The sequence below is a fragment of the Patescibacteria group bacterium genome, assembly GCA_041671645.1.
GTDB lineage: Bacteria > Patescibacteriota > UBA1384 > XYA2-FULL-43-10 > 1-14-0-10-43-13 > JBAZBD01.
This window is the reverse complement of the sequence record JBAZBD010000001.1, coordinates 743,701-760,435: the sequence shown is the minus strand read 5'-3', so window position 1 is coordinate 760,435 and position 16,735 is coordinate 743,701. Positions and strand designations below refer to the sequence as shown.

At 46.5% G+C, this 16,735-nt stretch carries 18 protein-coding genes and 1 tRNA gene; 6 read left to right on the top strand and 13 right to left on the bottom strand.

Translation table 11 applies throughout. The features are described 5' to 3' along the window. Nucleotides 1-4: 4 nt before the first annotated feature. Nucleotides 5-433: a hypothetical protein gene (locus WC227_04005; GenBank protein ID MFA6963849.1), complete on the bottom strand. Its 429-nt coding sequence runs from the start codon at nucleotides 431-433 to the stop codon at nucleotides 5-7. Nucleotides 434-552: 119 nt separating this feature from the next. Then, nucleotides 553-1,212 carry a thioredoxin domain-containing protein gene (locus tag WC227_04000; GenBank protein ID MFA6963848.1) on the bottom strand — a complete coding sequence of 220 codons (660 nt, stop codon included), beginning with the start codon at nucleotides 1,210-1,212 and terminating at the stop codon, nucleotides 553-555. A 144-nt stretch (nucleotides 1,213-1,356) separates the two neighbouring features. On the opposite strand from WC227_04000, the gene WC227_03995 reads away from it, so the two are divergent. The 4 genes from WC227_03995 to WC227_03980 all read left to right on the top strand — a co-directional run bounded on the left by WC227_03995 (nucleotide 1,357) and on the right by WC227_03980 (nucleotide 4,063). After that, entirely contained in the window at nucleotides 1,357-1,809 is a 453-nt protein-coding gene (locus tag WC227_03995) for a hypothetical protein (protein MFA6963847.1), read from the top strand. 122 nt (nucleotides 1,810-1,931) lie between these two features. After that, nucleotides 1,932-2,007, top strand: a tRNA-Arg gene (locus tag WC227_03990). Between the two features lie 88 nt (nucleotides 2,008-2,095). Further along, nucleotides 2,096-3,172 carry a hypothetical protein gene (locus tag WC227_03985; GenBank protein MFA6963846.1) on the top strand — a complete coding sequence of 359 codons (1,077 nt, stop codon included), beginning with the start codon at nucleotides 2,096-2,098 and terminating at the stop codon, nucleotides 3,170-3,172. Nucleotides 3,173-3,265: 93 nt separating this feature from the next. Then, nucleotides 3,266-4,063 (top strand): hypothetical protein, encoded by a 798-nt coding sequence (locus WC227_03980; protein MFA6963845.1) that lies wholly within the window; start codon nucleotides 3,266-3,268, stop codon nucleotides 4,061-4,063. Nucleotides 4,064-4,115: 52 nt separating this feature from the next. Here WC227_03980 and WC227_03975 read toward each other — a convergent pair whose 3' ends face one another. The 6 genes from WC227_03975 to WC227_03950 all read right to left on the bottom strand — a co-directional run bounded on the left by WC227_03975 (nucleotide 4,116) and on the right by WC227_03950 (nucleotide 10,368). Then, nucleotides 4,116-4,835: a ZIP family metal transporter gene (locus tag WC227_03975; GenBank protein MFA6963844.1), complete on the bottom strand. Its 720-nt coding sequence runs from the start codon at nucleotides 4,833-4,835 to the stop codon at nucleotides 4,116-4,118. A gap of 12 nt (nucleotides 4,836-4,847) precedes the next feature. Then, complete coding sequence (locus WC227_03970) at nucleotides 4,848-5,402, bottom strand: hypothetical protein (GenBank protein ID MFA6963843.1); 555 nt, start codon at nucleotides 5,400-5,402, stop codon at nucleotides 4,848-4,850. 88 nt (nucleotides 5,403-5,490) lie between these two features. Continuing rightward, nucleotides 5,491-6,729, bottom strand: a complete 1,239-nt coding sequence (locus WC227_03965; GenBank protein ID MFA6963842.1) for a DEAD/DEAH box helicase — start codon at nucleotides 6,727-6,729, stop codon at nucleotides 5,491-5,493. A gap of 202 nt (nucleotides 6,730-6,931) precedes the next feature. After that, entirely contained in the window at nucleotides 6,932-7,816 is an 885-nt protein-coding gene (locus WC227_03960; protein MFA6963841.1) for a hypothetical protein, read from the bottom strand. A gap of 430 nt (nucleotides 7,817-8,246) precedes the next feature. Beyond that, on the bottom strand, nucleotides 8,247-9,185 hold the full coding sequence (locus WC227_03955; GenBank protein ID MFA6963840.1) for an ankyrin repeat domain-containing protein: 939 nt from the start codon (nucleotides 9,183-9,185) through the stop codon (nucleotides 8,247-8,249). Nucleotides 9,186-9,339: 154 nt separating this feature from the next. Continuing rightward, the gene (locus WC227_03950; GenBank protein MFA6963839.1) at nucleotides 9,340-10,368 is read right to left on the bottom strand and encodes a hypothetical protein; all 1,029 of its coding nucleotides are present in this window, start codon (nucleotides 10,366-10,368) and stop codon (nucleotides 9,340-9,342) included. Nucleotides 10,369-10,564: 196 nt separating this feature from the next. Here WC227_03950 and WC227_03945 point away from each other — a divergent pair, with 196 nt between their 5' ends. Then, nucleotides 10,565-12,037, top strand: coding sequence for a hypothetical protein (locus tag WC227_03945; GenBank protein MFA6963838.1), 1,473 nt, complete (start codon nucleotides 10,565-10,567; stop codon nucleotides 12,035-12,037). Between the two features lie 90 nt (nucleotides 12,038-12,127). Here the strand turns inward: WC227_03945 and WC227_03940 are convergent, their stop codons facing one another. The 5 genes from WC227_03940 to WC227_03920 all read right to left on the bottom strand — a co-directional run bounded on the left by WC227_03940 (nucleotide 12,128) and on the right by WC227_03920 (nucleotide 15,368). Then, nucleotides 12,128-12,538: a hypothetical protein gene (locus WC227_03940; GenBank protein MFA6963837.1), complete on the bottom strand. Its 411-nt coding sequence runs from the start codon at nucleotides 12,536-12,538 to the stop codon at nucleotides 12,128-12,130. A 125-nt stretch (nucleotides 12,539-12,663) separates the two neighbouring features. Next, the gene (locus WC227_03935; GenBank protein ID MFA6963836.1) at nucleotides 12,664-13,344 is read right to left on the bottom strand and encodes a hypothetical protein; all 681 of its coding nucleotides are present in this window, start codon (nucleotides 13,342-13,344) and stop codon (nucleotides 12,664-12,666) included. A gap of 129 nt (nucleotides 13,345-13,473) precedes the next feature. Next, nucleotides 13,474-14,229 carry a PIG-L family deacetylase gene (locus WC227_03930; protein MFA6963835.1) on the bottom strand — a complete coding sequence of 252 codons (756 nt, stop codon included), beginning with the start codon at nucleotides 14,227-14,229 and terminating at the stop codon, nucleotides 13,474-13,476. Nucleotides 14,230-14,373: 144 nt separating this feature from the next. After that, a complete protein-coding gene (locus WC227_03925) occupies nucleotides 14,374-14,781 on the bottom strand; it encodes a hypothetical protein (GenBank protein MFA6963834.1) in 408 nt (135 codons plus the stop codon). Between the two features lie 122 nt (nucleotides 14,782-14,903). Beyond that, nucleotides 14,904-15,368, bottom strand: coding sequence for a hypothetical protein (locus WC227_03920; protein MFA6963833.1), 465 nt, complete (start codon nucleotides 15,366-15,368; stop codon nucleotides 14,904-14,906). A 298-nt stretch (nucleotides 15,369-15,666) separates the two neighbouring features. On the opposite strand from WC227_03920, the gene WC227_03915 reads away from it, so the two are divergent. Then, nucleotides 15,667-16,623, top strand: a complete 957-nt coding sequence (locus tag WC227_03915; protein ID MFA6963832.1) for a hypothetical protein — start codon at nucleotides 15,667-15,669, stop codon at nucleotides 16,621-16,623. Nucleotides 16,624-16,735: the final 112 nt, after the last annotated feature.

Below are 16,735 nucleotides of genomic sequence, written 5' to 3'. Positions count from 1 at the left end.
ACAATCATTTTGTTAGCCTTGGGTTTGGAATGAGTGGTGGCGTGAAGAATTCCTCCTTCACTTCTGTGAGATGACATCGAGCAGTACCAGTGCCGACTCTGTCACCCTTGTATGAGCCGATCCATTCGTTGCCCACCTTACTGAAGTGGTATCGAATCATGTCGAGGCGACCGCGATACTGTTTACCGAAGACGAACGTCGACGCTGTCAAAGTGAGATGCGATATGTCTGCTACTCCGTACACATCCATTATCGCGCCACAAGGCTCGCCTGTTGTCTCTTCGGCATCGTCATTAATCTGGATGATGCCAGAGAAAAGCGTATACTCTTGTTGGGTTTTGACAACAGCTTTCGCTTCTCCGGAACGCAGAGAGACACCAAGCCGTGCCACGTCTTGGAAGAAGACACCTTGTAAAAGGAAATATTTCATCATTTCCTCCTTTTCAAACAGATTTGCCTTTCGGCTGGCTTGACCTTAGCAAAATATGTTTGCTATGTCCATAACTTTTATCAAAAAAACAGCCAGATGACTGGCTGTTTTTCGTATTCGATCTATTTATTTAGTATCGCGTCAATCTTTAGTTTCAATTGATCGTAGGGAACATTGCCCGTCAAATCCTGAATATTGCCCTTGCTGTCGATCATGAAGCTGGCCGGAGTGCCGGTAATTTTGAGCTTATCTCCGTCAGCAGTGTTGCTGTTGATCTTTTGCTCATATTTCGGGTCAGCGGCGTCACTACTAAATTGATTTACGTCCATCCCGAGTTGTAGTGCGTATTGGACGAAATCATCGTTTGCCAGCCCCGTGCCATCGGCCTGTGATTTCTCAAACAATATGTCGGCGTACTCCCAGAATTTCCCCTGATTTCCGGCCGCTTCAGCCGAAATACCAGCGCCCTTGGCTGCTTGGTGAAACGGCAGAGGATAGTGACGAAATACCCATTTGATCTTGCCTGGATAAGCGACCATGATTTCCTGGAGAGTAAAGGCGTATTTGACACAATATGGGCACTGGAAGTCAGAATATTCGACAATGGTGATTGGCGCGTCCAAACTACCGCGAACATGATCGTCTGCTTTTACTTTCAATATTTCCGCTTTTTCGGATGCGACACTTGATGTAGGCAATTTCACCCGACCTTTAATCAACGCATAGCTAAGCCCCGAGATCAAAACAGCCCCTATCAACACGAAAATAATCTTATCTCTCATATAATTATCCTTCTTACAAATAAATATGCACAATTGAATAATTGGCAATAGGTATAATCTAGACTCGAAGTAGTTTTCTGTCAACAGCAACTTTTTATTTATTCCGTTTTGGGTTAAAATATTATCAATAACACAAGGAGGGGAATGGCCAAGAAAACTGCCAAAGATAGTTCGAAATATAATCATGCTCGCAAGGCTGGCTATGCTAGTCTTATTGTAGCCAACACCATAATGATTTGGGTCGTGAGCAATTTGCTCGCCTGGCATGTGCCTTTTCTGACCTCAGATTTTAATTCAGTCCAATGGATGCTGACTCTGTCGTATCTTGCCGCGATCGTTGGCTATCTACTCCTGATCCTGCACGATCCCAAATGGTTCCATGGCTTCGTGCGCCTGATCATGAACACTTTTGGTTTCCTGGCCCTCCTGTCTCTCTTTTTCGTATTTCCTTTCGATTTTTCTATGTACTCGAGCTTCAATTGGGACAGACTGGCCAAAATAGTTCTAGGCGCCTCTTCTCTTGGTACTGCAATCGGAATTATTATCGAGTTCATGCAGCTAATCTTCCGCAAAGACTACCGTGCTGCTGAAGAATAGCGCTATTAGTTGAAAGTTATCAAGTTCTAAAGTATAAATGGATGGTGTCTTGTTTTGGTATGCCCGCGTAGCTTCGGCCAAAGGCCGATCAGCCTCTGGCTGACAGTGGATCATTATAATTTGCCCGCGTAGCTCAGTGGATAGAGCGCTCGGTTCCGGTCCGAGAGGTCGGGGGTTCAATTCCCTTCGCGGGTACCAACGATATTGATTGACTTCAGCTCAGATTACTGGTAAATTGGATGGTCTTGCACTGCTAGACCATTTTTCTGTTGAGGAGGCAAACGCAATGAAGTACATACCAGACATATATCTTGGCTTGCCAAGCTTTGGCGCTCGGATTCGGACAAACTACGAATACCCTGGGGGACAATTCGGAATCAGTCTTAAGATTTTGGAGCAGATCGATGGAGACATCGAACGCGCACGAGAGATTATCTATTTCGAATACTGCACGATTGCGGCGACATTGATGCGGATGGGGGAAGATTTCAGTATCATCCGTGCTTATGTCAAACCGGACTGGGCTGATATGCTCGGTCGGTTTGAACAGGCCGGATTTGAATTCGTTGATTTCCCCGAGATAAACCAAGTGAAGCTCTTGTATCCGCGGGATTTGGCAGTCTGTCTGCCTGACGGTAACACACTCGTGTGTTACAACAAACCTTACAATTTCGACAAATTGGCTACCGAGAAGATCAAAGTGATGGTCAGCCATCTTGGCGAAGGAGGCCGGACATCGATCGGGGGCGGTAAGGCTATTTATCCGGAGAACGTCGCAGAGGAGAGAAATCCGAAGCAAAAAGACGGATTTTATCAAATAGTCAGACCTGACTGTCGCTCCATCAGAGTTTCTGGGATCAGACCAGTGGCTCTACCCACCCCAGTAACGCTACAGGTCCGCTCGAAGGCAGCCAATTTCGGCAATCACCTCGATCTATTTATGGGTCTGATTACTGACAGGTCAGGCGGTTCACATCTTATAATCGATCCGAAGATACAGGCCTGGATACGTAATATTTCTGGTTTCATGACGAACAAAGAAACCCTGGAAATTTATCGGAGAATTTGCGGCGAGAATGAGATACAGATTCACGTTCCTACCTCGCCACTCAATATCCCTGCATCTCTTTGTTTTTATCAATCTCCATCATCAGGCCGAGTATTGATGACAAGCGGAGAGGACGAGGTAGCCGAGATCGTCGCTGGAATTATTGGTGAAGACCAGATTTGGACTACATCGGCACCGATCCGTTATTACCCAGTCCTAAACCAGGCTGGCATTCACTGTTTGATTGGTGAGCTGCCACCCTGGATGCGACAAATGTCGCAATATGTCAATTTGGAGGCTACCTGCCCTGCTTAATTAAGCGGGGCGTTTTATTGCCAAAAAGTGTATTTCGTGGTAAATTGGATGGTCTTGCTTGGCAAGACCATTTTTCTGTTGAGGGGGCACACAATGAGACGAGTAATGCAGTCTGGAGAAATACTGTTGCTCAAATTTGGGCGCGAAAGTTTGATGGGAGAAATGAGCCGATTATCAGCAGAAATTTTTGCTAATATCGCTCGACAAGTCGCTGTTCTGATGCTTCAGGGCATCAAGGTCGCTATCGTTTCTTCGGGAGCGATTCAGGCAGGCAAAGAGCGCATGACCGATATCGGTCAAGATGCCGCTCCGATTCCAGAGAAGATTTTGTCTGGCATTGGGACTAGGCATCTGCTCAATTTCTGGGGATCGGCGTTTTCCAACTTTGGCCACGAGATCGCACCATTTTGGCTCACTTATGCCAATTTGACAGCCGAAGATGGCACGATTCTGACCAACATCGAGGAGTGTTTCGCTCGAAACATCGTGCCGATCATCAACGAGAACGATATCGTCTCCGACGAGGAGATCAAGGCGATGAATCTTGGCGTTAGCGAAAACGATCATTTGGCAGTGCTCCTTGGCCGTATCATCAGGCCCTCGGCTCTGATCTTGATCACAAAATCTGGTGCTGTATTTACTGGCAATCCAGTGACTGATCCTTACGCGATCCAATACCTCGAGATTGACCGTGACGACATCCCATTTAATCTCTTGGCAGATTGTCAGACTACTGGCAAAGGCGGCATGAACAAGAAGATTCTCCAAGCTGTGAATGCAGCCAACGAAGGGTTCCTCACTGTCATCGCCGGGCCAGACGACAACACAATTCTTCGGTTTGCCCGAGGAGAAGAAGTCGGCACCCTGATCGGACACCAAAATAAACTGTAAATTATACAGTCAAAACCGACCGCATTGAGCTATTCGATGCGGTTTTTTATTGTCAGAGCGCGAGGCGGATTGCAAAGTATAGTACGGCCATACCGAGTATGGTCATGAAAGTGGTCCAAAATGTGGGATGATGGTGATGACTTTCTGGGATCAGATCGCTGGCGCCGATGTAGAAGAAGAAGCCTGTGAATACGGCCAGGATCAGTCCAAGTGTGGTTTCGCTCACGTTGAGTAGAAGGGCGGTTAACACACCGAGAGCAGGAGCCAAAGCGTCCAAAATCAGCCATTTGAGTGCTTGTTTCTTGCTGCCCTTCTCCTTCAAAATCATACTGACCGTGTTGATTCCGTCAGAGAAGCTATGGGCCAGGACAGCGGCCGCTACAATCCAGCCGACTGCAGGGGAGACTTTGAAAGCGAGGCCAATGACAAGACCGTCCAGGAAGCTATGGAAGATCAAAGCTGAGGCACCCAATTTTCCGCTATGATCTGGATTCTCGCAGTGCTCACCGTGGCTATGGCCATGAAGTGAAAAGGCTCTGTCTAGGAGCATATAAAATACAAATCCGAAGGCAATCAGGAGCATGGTGGTGTTAATGCTATATGTGCCGCTGGCCAGAGCCAGTGATTCCGGAAGCAGGTCAAAAAAGGCGACACCAATCACGGAGCCGGCCGAAAAACCGAGGATCAAATGCAATTTGTCTTTGAATCTAATCGCGAAAAGACCGCCCAGAAAAGTGCTGATAATTGTAGCGAGACTTACGATTAGGGCCATAAGATCCTCTTGTTATTTTCTATAAAGTCGAGCTTTTGTATCCTGATAGAGATTGCGAGTGTTTGCTTCGGCGACAGGTTTTCTGACTTTGAACAGGAAAGAAAGCGAGACGACGCGAGTCTTCTCTCCGATTGAGTCAAAGAGCCACTTCTCAATTTGTGCCAAGACTTGATCTAGAAGATAAACATATACCACGTCGGCGGCTTTGAGCTCCTTTTCCACATCTTTGAAATCGCCTCTGATAATGCGGATATTCTTTGACTCCCCAGCCATCCAGACATTCAACTTAGCTTTGAGGTAACACCAGATTGAACGGTCAACGCCGATACCCTTTGCACCGAATTTCTTGGCCGCCAAGATCAATGTTTGGCAGTCACCAGAGCCCAGGTCGATAATCGTCTCGCCAGATTTCAAACCAGCCAATTTGAGGGAGTCCAGAACTGCTCCTTTCCAGGAATAGACAATTGGCACGCCTGTGATTGCGGCCCAAAGTAGAGAAATTTGCCAAAACATGGTCAGGAATAGGACTAAGGAAAGTAAGACCAATAAAATTATATAAAAAATCATACTCAGATCATAATTGATTTTGTGCATTTATGAAAGGCCTGTATACCAAAAAACGCCCCGATATAAATCGGGACGTTTTTCATGTCTCTTAGTAGCCAGGTACGAAAGTGAGTGCCATACCCATACTGTTACCGCGGCCGGTACGGCCGATTCGGTGAATATAGTCAGTGTAGGTCTGAGGAACAGTGTAATTGATGACGTGAGTGATATCCTTGATATCAAGTCCACGAGCGGCGACGTCGGTCGCAACCAAGATTTTGACATCGTTGGTCTTGAACTGGGTCAGGGATCGTGCGCGTTCGCGCTGTCTCTTGTCGCCATGGATACAATCGGCTCTGAAACCTTCATGTTTCAAATTGGTAGCCAATTTATCAACTTCAGATTTGGTCTCAGCGAAGATCAAGACTTTTTTGAAATCTGGAGTCTTGAGAAGGTCTGTCAGCTGAACAAATTTGGAATCTTTGCTTCTGACGCGGATGATATCCTGCTCGACGTTGTCGGCAGTTTCGCCTGATTTGACCTCGACCGTGATCGGATCAGTCAGGAATTTGCTTGTCAATTCTTTGATTTTTGGAGGCATAGTAGCTGAGAAGAAGAGAGTCTGTCTTTCGGCTGGGATTTTGTTCAAAATTTCTCTGATTTCATCAACAAAACCCATGTCCAGCATTCGGTCAACCTCGTCCAAAACAACATTGTTGAATTTGGTGAAATCGATATATCCCTTCTCAGCTAGATCTTTCAATCTACCAGGAGTACCGATTACGAAGGCAGGATTGCGGCGCAGATTTTGAATTTGCTTGAAGATTGGCATACCACCAACACAGGTAGCGGAGAAGATTTTCATATTCCATGAAAAGTCACGAAGTTCAACTTCGATCTGTAGAGCGAGCTCGCGAGTAGGAGCGATCACAATTACCTTCTGATCTCTGTCCTTATAAACTTTTTCGATCAAAGGCAAGAGGAAAGCAGCAGTTTTGCCTGTTCCTGTATTGGCCAAGCCGATAATGTCTCGTCCCTCTTTGACATATGGGATAGCTTGATCCTGAATCGGAGTTGGCTTGGTGTATTTCTTGTAAGCCAAATTCTTGTAAACTTCTGGGCAGAAGCCGAAGTCAGCGAAAGTACGTTCTGATTCGTAAACAGTCTCAACTTTTGGAGAGGCTTTTTTAACGAATTTCGATACGTCGATTGACTCGCTAAAGCTACGCTTGCGAGGTCCCTGAGAACCACGAAAATTTCCTCTCGAACCGTGAGAGAATCTGTTGCCCTGTGCTTTTGCAGGCATAAAGTAATAAGAGGCGGATTGGCGCCTTTTTTGCGTTTGCATTGATTTCCTTCTGTGTGGGACCCAAAGGGTACCCATTAATAAATTCGTATTGCCGTATAGAACATCGAATTTATTACTACTTCGGAAATCTATAGAACAATCTTAATATGTAGTTATTATATCACTACTTTCACAAAAAATCAAGAGGGAGAAATAAAAATCCCCCGATGGAATCCATCGGGGGAGTGTAAGCAAGAGAAGGTTAGGCCGGTAAGGCGCCGTGTTTCTGCAACTCATGTAGAGTCCATAGCGTTGATTTGCGCAGTTCGCCCATCATGTCAGGGTATCTGGAGAAGCGAGCGTCGAATTCGATTTCGAACGGTTGCCCGGTTTGGGCTGACCATTCTGCGCCAATTTGGATAGACTTTTGCTGATCGTCCAGCCATTCTTCTACACCCTGGCCGGGCAAATAGTCTGGATCGACATACTGCTGGAATTTGGAAAGTGGTGTTCCCTTAGCCAGCATAGTGCTAAACCGCTGATTAGCTATGGGGCCAGAATTCAGATGAATGCGCCCACCAAATACGCCACCGCCGATCGCTTGGGTCATCCCATTGGCAAAGGTTGTACCACCGCCACGGGTGTGGCAGAATTCTCCCTGCCACTCTGCTACTTTGGCACCGACGCCTTCGTTGATTTGGCTAATCGCCAGGATCTGGAGGGATACGTCGGTAAACGGGTCAAGGTAACAAGGGTCTCCACCTTCCTTTGCTTCAATCAGAAGTTTTTCGTTGGTGTAGCCCAGGCCGCGAGCTTCACCGACTGCGTTGGTTAGGCCTTCAACTATCATTCTCCACTCTTCGAGGTTGGGGTTGTCTTCATAACTCAGGGTTGAATCAACGCCGTTGACCAGCCTTTGCCAGCGAATGCCATCCGGCCCGGTCCAATAAATGACGTTGCCCAGACCGTGACCTGACTCGCGTACATGAGCTGACTCTTTAAACGCGTGAACCATCACGTCGTGGTGAATTTGGCGCACGACTGGGTCAGGATTGATCAGAGCGCCGTCGTCGCTCCAAGGTAAGCCGAAGCCCGGCGGGATGATGCGACCGATCTTGGGGTAGATCCCTTCATCGATCCCTAACATCCATTCATCAAGGAATAAGGCGCGCGAATTGTTGAACTGCAAGGTATCGCGCAGTTTCTCTGCTCTTGGCGATACCATGATTTCGTGCCAGAAATGGGCCGAGACACTAAGCTCGAAACCGTGCTCGTCGTACAGCTCTTCATTCAGATCCGCGACTTGGCGTAATGCCTCGTCCATTGTTTTCGCTCCGCCCTTGGTCGGATTGCCGAAGCCCATTGTTTGCTCCATCAGGTGCCATCCTCCGACGAGGATCCGGAAAGTTGGTTTGTGTGCCATGGGATTCTATCCCTCCTCATTTTTTTGCCAAGTTCAAAATGACTATATTTGGTAGCTCATTTTGATCTTGGACATTGGGCGCATTATAACTACTTTTCTTCTCTCTGTCAACATAAAAAGGCTCGAGTCGGAGTCGACTCGAGCCAGAGTATGTCTAAGCACATTCTAATTGTGCAAGCAGTTCATTCACGCCTACGCTTTCTTCGGCAGATTGCCGAATCAGGCTTCGGAAGTGATCCGCGATCGCCAGGACAAAGTTAGAGTGCGCGTCCTGGAAAATCTCATGAGCATGTCTGATGATCAGATTCGCCTCGTACACCAAATGGTGTCGAAAGACGGAGTCGGGTGTGACCAGAGCCTTGAAAAGGTCAAGGTCGCGCCGCGCAAGAACGCCTTTGAGGGGAGAATTCCGCCACACGTAGTGGAAGGCGCTGTCGCCAACCCATTCGCCAAGCATTTGTGCTTTGCTATGGATGGCGGTGATCGCTCCAAACTTTACCAGCAATGTCGCAAGGTCGTAGTTGCCCATCGACAGAGCGTCATCGACTGGTAATTGAAAGTTCTGGTCGAAGTAATTGACCTGGAGGAGGCGATCCTGCCCCCAGCAGAGCATAATGTCAGTGGAGTCACGCCAATTATGCCATGCGGCCTCGTGCAGAATCGTTCTGCCAAGCTTGTTGGCGCAGTTGATATCGGCGCCAAGACGGACCAGCAGGTCGGCCGCTCCATGTTGATGCTCGATCATTGCCAGGGCAAATGGTGTGTTGCCATAGTCATCCCGGCAGTTAATGTCCTTGCCTTCGAGCAGGAGATTTTCCACTGCTTCACTTCGGCCATGAAGGGCCGCCAAATGAAGTCGTGTCCTCCCCATGCCCTGACTTTGGCTGTGGCAATACTCGCTCCCGTCCCATGCCATCAAGTTTTCCATGGTTGCGAGGTCTTTGTTTGCCACCGCCAAGACGAACTTGCAGTGATCTCTGCCGCAGCAACCCGTCGGGCTGCCGAGGTCCGGGCAAAAAGCTCGGAAAAAACGAGTTCTGTATGCCTCTGAAATATTATCAGGGGCAAGGTTCTGAGTTGGTAAATTACTCATCGGATTCCCCCCCTTGTAGATTTTTTACCACCAAAAATTGCTATCCGTTTGTCTAGCAGTACATGTCAAAGTACTTATTAGCCTTCTATTATTTGTAGTATAACAGCCTTTGGCACAATGGGGGCTGTGGATATCAAATATAAAAACAGCCTGCCTAGAGAGCAGACTGCTGATTTTTGGGTTTTAGAACTGATTCGGGGCATACCCCGTATCGGATGATCTCGGTCAGGTTTGACTCGATTGCTCGTGCTACGACCCGGATTGCGTTGATATAAGCTTCGACACCGGCGCGACCATGGCTCTTGACGACAACACCATGACGCAATCCAATGAACGGAGCACCGTTAAACTTTTCATAGCTCAATGGTCTCATAGCCAACTTTAGAGCAAGAAATATTGGCGCTAAATACCAGTGTCGGCGACCGATTTCCTTGATAGCCGATGAGGCTCCTTCGATAGCCTTTAGGGCGATATTTCCGCTAAAGCCATCTGTCAAGATGACGTCGACCTCTCGGTCGACCAGTAGTTTGTCTGGCTCAATGTGGCTATCGCTAAGGCGGAAAAGTCCTTTTGCAGCGGCTTCCTGGAGAAGCGGATAGGTCTCTTTGACCAGCTTGTTGCCTTTCTTCAGTCCACTTCCAATCGAGAGTAGCGCGACTACCGGATGGTCCTTACCCTGAACCTTCTGAGCGAATGCCGCGCCGCCAATTGCCCAAGGCAATAATGTTGCTGGCGTGGAGTCGACGTTTCCACCGACGTCCAACATGATTTTGTTCCCAGGTAGGACTGCTGCCAGGGCAGCGCGCTCGAACCCTTCAATTGTCTCAAGGATACTTTTGGCCATAGCGCCGTAGACGGCAGTGTTCCCGCCGCTTAATACTCCGCCAAGCCCGCCCGTTTTCAGCAAGTTGAGCATGACTGAAAGCGAGGAGTCTTCTCGCTTGAAGGTCGACAGCTTGACTGATTCGTCCATCCCGATCGCATCTTTGCAATGGACAATTTCGATTCGCCGGTAATCATTTCCGTGGAGATGTTTCTTGATTTCAGTCGCATCACCAAAGATTAAAAAATTAAAATCCGGCAGTTGGTACATTGCCTTGACCGTGGCCAAGACGGGAACGCGAGGAGCATGATCACCCCCCATTGCGTCTATCCCAATGGTATGAATTACTCTACCGTTCATTTCTATTTCCTCCCGTATGCGGTATGCAGTAAGATTTCGTGATAATACAACAAAAATGACGGTTTGTAAATAAAAAAGCCCAAGTTTGATGCGGACAAATGCATCGCCCCTCAGCATATTCTCATATCACTCTCGCCCTGATAGTATCTTCATAACTCTTCCTCATGGGAGAAATCTGTTTACGAGGTACATTGACATGGCAGAACAAGATGGCCTGAATAGCTCAATTGAGCTTGGGCAATTGGTCCGAAGGATCAAAGTGGCGACGGGAGATAGGACTATACCTGATTTCATTGCCGCGATCGGACTGGCAGAGAAGACTGGCCGCAACAAGAGATTCTTGGAACTACATCTTGAATCTCTGATCACCGCCGACAACGATCTCGAAAAATCAGAATGTCCAGTTGATATCATCAGGGCCATTCATGATTTGCTTGGGGTCATACCGGTAGAAAAACCCAAAGAAATACCACCGCCACCCGTGGAAAAGACACGGGCGCCGAGAGAGCCGAAGAAAGCGAAGGCAAAGCCCGAGAAAGAGGCCAAGCCTCCAAAAAAAGCTGAAGCAAGGCCCACACCAAAGGCTGAGCCGAAGAAGGAGGATCGGGTAGATCAAGAAGTGGTGCCTGAGACAAAGGTTGTCGAAAACGCTGAAGCTGTGGAGGTGGAGACCCTGCCGCCAAAACCGTTTGACTCAATGTCAGCGGCGATGAAAGCAGTAATGGTCGAAGCACTACAAGAGTTTCAATCAAGGACGGGTGGTCAGCAAGTCACACCGGAGGCAATCGAGGCAGCGTTGCTAAGGGCGCTTGATGATTTCGCTCCGGGACTTGTGAACATGTTAGCCGCGCTTATCACGAACCCACTGCTTGTGCAGAAGAAAGATTTGTTGCCGTCTGATAGCGAATTGCAACAAATTGAGAGCGCATTCTCAGATTCGATGCAAGACACGAGTGATGACCAGGCAGATAGGGAGGCTGCACTGGATAAACGCGAAACTGCCCTTGATAACAGGGAGCGAGCGTTAAACACGCGAGAAGATCAATTGACCACACGAGAAAAGGAGATTGAGAGGCGAGAGAAGGCTCTGAAAAATAACGGGCAAACAAGCCCTACTCCAGTTCAGAATACTCAGCTTTTGGTCCCATTGACTGATGGTCAAAAAGTCTTCGTTAACGGCGTAGAAGTCGACGAATACCTCTTGCGACTTTGGACTGAGGCTGCGTATGACAATAACAGCCCAGATCACCCCAAGATGGATGACAGGATCCAGGATCCATATCGAAAAGAGTTGCTTGATTTTCGTACCAAAGCAATGGCCGCTCAGCGCAATAAAGCCCAGTGTATCCAAGCGAGCCACCAGGTCTCGCTAAACGGAAATCTTCAGATCAGCCAACTTGTTGAAATGTATGCTTGCTTGCGACGGAGCTTTGAGGAAACTTTCAATCACAATGTTGCGACAATTGCCCTTTATGCCAATAAGGCAGGGGCGGGACCGCAAGGAACTCTTGTAACTAAACTTAAGGACAAGTTCGAGCAAGAGTTTGATATAGTCGGAAAATGGATCAATCTCATGAATGAATATTGCAAGAATATTGATCCAAATCTCAAGAGTAAGTATGCCTGCGATTTCTTCCTGATCGGAGGAAATGGAAAAAATCACAAATAAATCAGTCCCCGTCAGCTTTGCGCCGGCGGGGAATTTTAAATACAGAAGAAAATAAAAAGCCCCCGACTGGGTCGGGGGCGGGTTTTGGTGTTAAACGGGCACTTGCTCGCATTTTTCGTTGCTCTTTTGTGCGGCGCGAATGCGTTCGCAAATTGTCGGGCCGAAAACGACCTGAGTAAGGTGAAGGGTCTCGGTGCCTTCTCGTTTCAGCAACATTGGAATATCGTGGCACATCCCAAAGTAAATTGCTGTCGACCAATGTACGCGTCCGACAGATTCGGATACAACTACTGCGTCGAATTCTTCATCTCTTGCCTGTGTGAGAGCGTCGCCCAGGGTCTTCTCTGATGCGCTTCCAAGTGCGACGTGATACGGGATTATTTCAATGTCTTCTGGCTTAACGCCTGCGGCCTGGAAAAAGACATAGACCCACCCTTCAATCTGTTTGTCGTCCATTTTTGCTCTCTTGTAGTCAGAGAGGTATACGACTTTGTGTACCATGATTGGCCTCCTTTTCGACCTGTATCATTCAAGTATGGTCTTACTAATACCAGAATATGCTCTCTCTGTCTAGCAAAATAAAAATCGCTTCACACCGCGATGGGATGAAGCGAAGGTAGATAGAATTACTTTTTCAGAGCTGAGGGCCGGTGAAGCTCTTTCCTCCACGGATTTCTAATCTCAATTCTGAGATATGGGGAGTGGGTATCCAATTTACACCCTTTCAGCATTTCCTCGACTGAAGCGCTCGTTGGGGTCGAATGAATATCACCTTCGATCTTTGGTGACCAAAACTCGAAAGCAGTCTTAAACTCGCGTGGCAATCCTGTTCCAGTTGCCTCGTAGACAATTTCACAGCCAAGCCGTTTGGACTGGTTTGTCACTTCTTTGTGGGATATCCTGCCGCCAACGAAGTTGGCAAAGACCAGAAATCCTACTCTCAGTTCTTCTATTTTCCACTCTTTGGAAAATTTCCATGGTTCCAATCCTTGGCGGTACCAACCAATAATCTTTTCCGATTTGATATTTATCGGTGGCACCCTGACCATCATCGATGTGCAATTGATAATTATCAGCGACATTGCACCCAGCACTATAAAGAGCAGGAAGCTGTGCCACAAAATCAAAGCGGTGGCACTGGCTACGTCAAATGCCACCCCCACCATTATCACCAAAACGGTGAAAAACACATGTTTCCCTGAGTATCGTCCCGAGCCAGAATTGGCTCGGCAGAGATAGATTGGGAAGATCATTGATAAACCAACCAGTGCCCCCAAGATTGAGCACAAAACCATTGTCATACTCATGACAACCCCCTTCGCAGAAGTAGCATATTCTGGCGTTGTGCCTAGCTACAAAATGCTGAAAAAACTATACTCAATTTCTCGTTCTGCGTCAACCTAGATTCACGATCAAATAAAATACCACTCGAGTTATCAAGTGGTAGTGTTTTTGGTCATATGAAAGATCTCGCTACAGTACCACGCTCGCAAGAACAGTGGTGACAAGATGGGATTCATCATCTGTGAGAGATAAGATGTCAGGGCGAATCTCTTTGGCCGTTTGGCTTGGCTATCGCAGTGATACCAGCCATCGTCTTTTGTGAGACGCTTGAACATATCAGCATAAATTGGAAAGCTGAGAACCAGATTGTCTCGATCCAGACCGATGCTTTGCATGATTGTTGCCACACAATGATGATCGGGATGCTGATCACCAATATAATGGGAAACGATCAGGTCAGGATCGCGCTCAGTCATGATTTTCAGCAGATCTGCTTCAATCCTCTCTGCAGAGTCAAACAATTTACCGTCTGAGTAACCCAGGAAAAATAAATTGTCATAGCTGATCTCCAATTTGGCCATGGCGCTGAGAAACTCCTCGATTCGAAGATTCCCCAGACCCCGACGATTACCGTCCGAGGCCAAGACTACTTGAACTCTGATCCCTTGCGAAACCATTGAGGCCATGAGACTGAAAGCCCCAAGAGTTTCGTCATCAGGATGGGCGATGACGACTATTGCGGATTTGACATTTAATTGGCTCAAAAGTCCCGCGATGTCTCCATTTTCTTTTCTAACCGCAGATATTTCAGAATTACGAATCGTAATCATGATAAGCGCGACCAAGATAATCAAGATTAGGAATACAGCGATGAGGTACATCGCTATTAAGAGCAGCGACGATACCACATTTCTACCTCCTACGGCTTGGCGTTATCTGTCCAATGTATACAACTTTTTTGTCACTTTGTCAAGAAAAAATCTGGAATAGGTCGTCATCCTGCAGCAAAAATAAAATTCTCTCCCGAAGCGTGTCGGGAGAGAAGAGAAAACTCAGCGATTTAACTTGTAGTACAGGGCGCATCGGCCCGGTTCGCCTGGCCCAACCTCGAGGATGAGCTCGTGGATGACGTACTCGTTGTCGGCAGTCAGATCGTCCTCGTCTCTCAGCATCTGAGCGTAGTCGCGAACTCTTTCGAAGAAAGCGCTGTCAAGCGGGTCGTTTGCAAAAGAATCCTGGTACTTCGGCGAAGCCTCGATTATTTCGTCTAAGCGCTGAGAAGCGGCTGTGAATGGGCGGACACAGCTCTCGGCAAGTTTGATCAGATTCCAGACAGTCTTATCGCTGTCTTTCTTGATGCATTCGATCAACTTTTCCCATTTGCGCCATTCTGGAGTAGAGAGATAGGCATATTCGCCTTCATACCAGTATCCCTTGTCAAGCAGTTCTTGTGCGTTCATATTTTTGCCTCCCAGTGTGCGTAGAGTGCTTAGGAGCAATCTACCACATATGTCAAGAATTTAAAAATTTGGCGACGGAATACAGAAACACCTCACATATGTGAGGTGTTTCATATTACTTATTAGATTCCGCCCATATGCCCTTGGCCGCCCATTCCTCTACCCATACCTTGCCCCATACCTATTCCTCCGCGTCCGGTATATTCAGACAGCTTGCTCTGATCAATACCGTTATCCTTGTACCATTGCTCAAGCTCCGTGCGTTCCTTTTCTCTGTCTGCTTGAAGCTCCGCGTGCTTCGCTACCAGCTTATCTTCCTGCTCCTGTGTAATCACGCCGGCCGAGACAGCTTTATCGAGCTGGTTTTTTCGCTCTGCTACTCTGTCTGCCTGTCGCTGTGTTTCGATCGAATCGAATGCCGCGGTAACTTTGTCTTCTGGCACACCAAGTTTCTCTGATAATGTCGAGACCATTGCGTCATGTCCAACACCGTTTGCCGCTAGTACCTTGTTCCCGCCGTACCAGACTGCACCAGCTACGGCCAGTGTCAGCGCGGTCACGGAAAGTAAAATCTTCTTGTTCTTCATAATTCTCCTTCTTATTTATTATTATCTTATCGACCCTAAGATGATTATAAATGAGCAAACTGAGTAATGCCTGAAGATGTTATGCAACAAAAAAAGACCAAAATAAATCTGATCATTTTTTGGTGGTACTGGTGCGTAAAAATTTGCATTTTATCATTGAAGAATCGAGGCGATGGCGAGAAGTTCTTCATTCTGAATATGGGAAATATAAACTTGCTTTAAGTTCAGTAGATCCCAGACAGTATTAGCACTTAATAATAACTTGTAATAATGAACATCAGGGTTTATTCTTAAAATTATGAAAGACCATCACAAAAAAGCACTAACTTTGGCTACTGAGATTTTGGAAACCTTTGGTGGTAGTAAACTTAGCATACTTTTGCAAAAAGGTGCTCTGTTGGCTCGGCTTGTGAACGACACGAAGAATCAAATTTGGATCGAAAAAGAGATTACTGGGACTCTTAACCAATATGTTGCTGGTGACAAGGACAATATAGTAGCAAATGGTAGATACTGGACGGTTGGTAAAGAAATTATCTATAGACTAGATCACGTTGAGGTACTTGAGAACACCATAGATACTCTGAAAATTAGATTAAGCGTAGCCAATGACCCAAATATATCATTTCAGTCATCAAGCCAGTATTCAACTTATGTGCCACATAGTAATGCATTTGAAAGAAATACAATTTCTGAATCTATTAGGACAAGTCAGTCAATTCTGTCTCGTATTAGAGGACGGCTATATTGTTTTATAGCGGATGTATATAATGCGTTAAGTTTTAGTGAGGCTGCTTCAGACATCTTTTCTGAGATTAGAGACATTGTCGAGAAAGAGATGAAGAACAAAGTGCCAGAAATTTTGCAAGAATTAGTCACGGCTTACAAATCTGCCAATTCTGATAATCAACCAGACTGGTCGAATGTCGCAAGTGGTTGCAGAAGAATAATTATAAGAATTGCTGATATTATTTATCCTCCCTCTAACGAAACGACAACAACAAGAGATGGTAAGGTGATTAAGCTTGATACTGAACACTATAGGCTGAGGATTAAAGAGTTTATGAAAGGGAAAAAAATAGAGGACTCTGTAGCACGTGATACGTCCGAATATGTATGTGAGTTGATTGATTCGGTTACAAGACTGGAAGCAAAAGGAGATAAACACTCAATTACAAAGGAAGTTGCTCAAAAAATAATAATTTATACATATATGTTGCTAGATGAAATAATCGAAAGAACTCCTAATCCATAAGATCATTGAATATTTGTGATGGATATTATTTTTGCTTACCAAGAATAAAATACGGAATTGTTCATCGGTTGATTTTTCGTACTAATAAATTTACAATGTAATTGAGGTAAAA

What these genes read in the sequence shown, in the direction of transcription:
- WC227_04005 (MFA6963849.1), bottom strand. Translation starts at nt 433, where the DNA reads ATGATGAAATATTTCCTTTTACAAGGTGTCTTCTTCCAAGACGTGGCA.
- WC227_03950 (MFA6963839.1), bottom strand. Translation starts at nt 10,368, where the DNA reads ATGAACGGTAGAGTAATTCATACCATTGGGATAGACGCAATGGGGGGT.
- WC227_03920 (MFA6963833.1), bottom strand. Translation starts at nt 15,368, where the DNA reads ATGAAGAACAAGAAGATTTTACTTTCCGTGACCGCGCTGACACTGGCC.
- WC227_03985 (MFA6963846.1), top strand. Translation starts at nt 2,096, where the DNA reads ATGAAGTACATACCAGACATATATCTTGGCTTGCCAAGCTTTGGCGCT.
- WC227_03970 (MFA6963843.1), bottom strand. Translation starts at nt 5,402, where the DNA reads ATGATTTTTTATATAATTTTATTGGTCTTACTTTCCTTAGTCCTATTC.
- WC227_03945 (MFA6963838.1), top strand. Translation starts at nt 10,565, where the DNA reads ATGGCAGAACAAGATGGCCTGAATAGCTCAATTGAGCTTGGGCAATTG.
- WC227_03925 (MFA6963834.1), bottom strand. Translation starts at nt 14,781, where the DNA reads ATGAACGCACAAGAACTGCTTGACAAGGGATACTGGTATGAAGGCGAA.
- WC227_04000 (MFA6963848.1), bottom strand. Translation starts at nt 1,212, where the DNA reads ATGAGAGATAAGATTATTTTCGTGTTGATAGGGGCTGTTTTGATCTCG.
- WC227_03960 (MFA6963841.1), bottom strand. Translation starts at nt 7,816, where the DNA reads ATGTTAGGGATCGATGAAGGGATCTACCCCAAGATCGGTCGCATCATC.
- WC227_03955 (MFA6963840.1), bottom strand. Translation starts at nt 9,185, where the DNA reads ATGAGTAATTTACCAACTCAGAACCTTGCCCCTGATAATATTTCAGAG.
- WC227_03935 (MFA6963836.1), bottom strand. Translation starts at nt 13,344, where the DNA reads ATGAGTATGACAATGGTTTTGTGCTCAATCTTGGGGGCACTGGTTGGT.
- WC227_03975 (MFA6963844.1), bottom strand. Translation starts at nt 4,835, where the DNA reads ATGGCCCTAATCGTAAGTCTCGCTACAATTATCAGCACTTTTCTGGGC.
- WC227_03995 (MFA6963847.1), top strand. Translation starts at nt 1,357, where the DNA reads ATGGCCAAGAAAACTGCCAAAGATAGTTCGAAATATAATCATGCTCGC.
- WC227_03965 (MFA6963842.1), bottom strand. Translation starts at nt 6,729, where the DNA reads ATGCAAACGCAAAAAAGGCGCCAATCCGCCTCTTATTACTTTATGCCT.
- WC227_03940 (MFA6963837.1), bottom strand. Translation starts at nt 12,538, where the DNA reads ATGGTACACAAAGTCGTATACCTCTCTGACTACAAGAGAGCAAAAATG.
- WC227_03980 (MFA6963845.1), top strand. Translation starts at nt 3,266, where the DNA reads ATGAGACGAGTAATGCAGTCTGGAGAAATACTGTTGCTCAAATTTGGG.
- WC227_03915 (MFA6963832.1), top strand. Translation starts at nt 15,667, where the DNA reads ATGAAAGACCATCACAAAAAAGCACTAACTTTGGCTACTGAGATTTTG.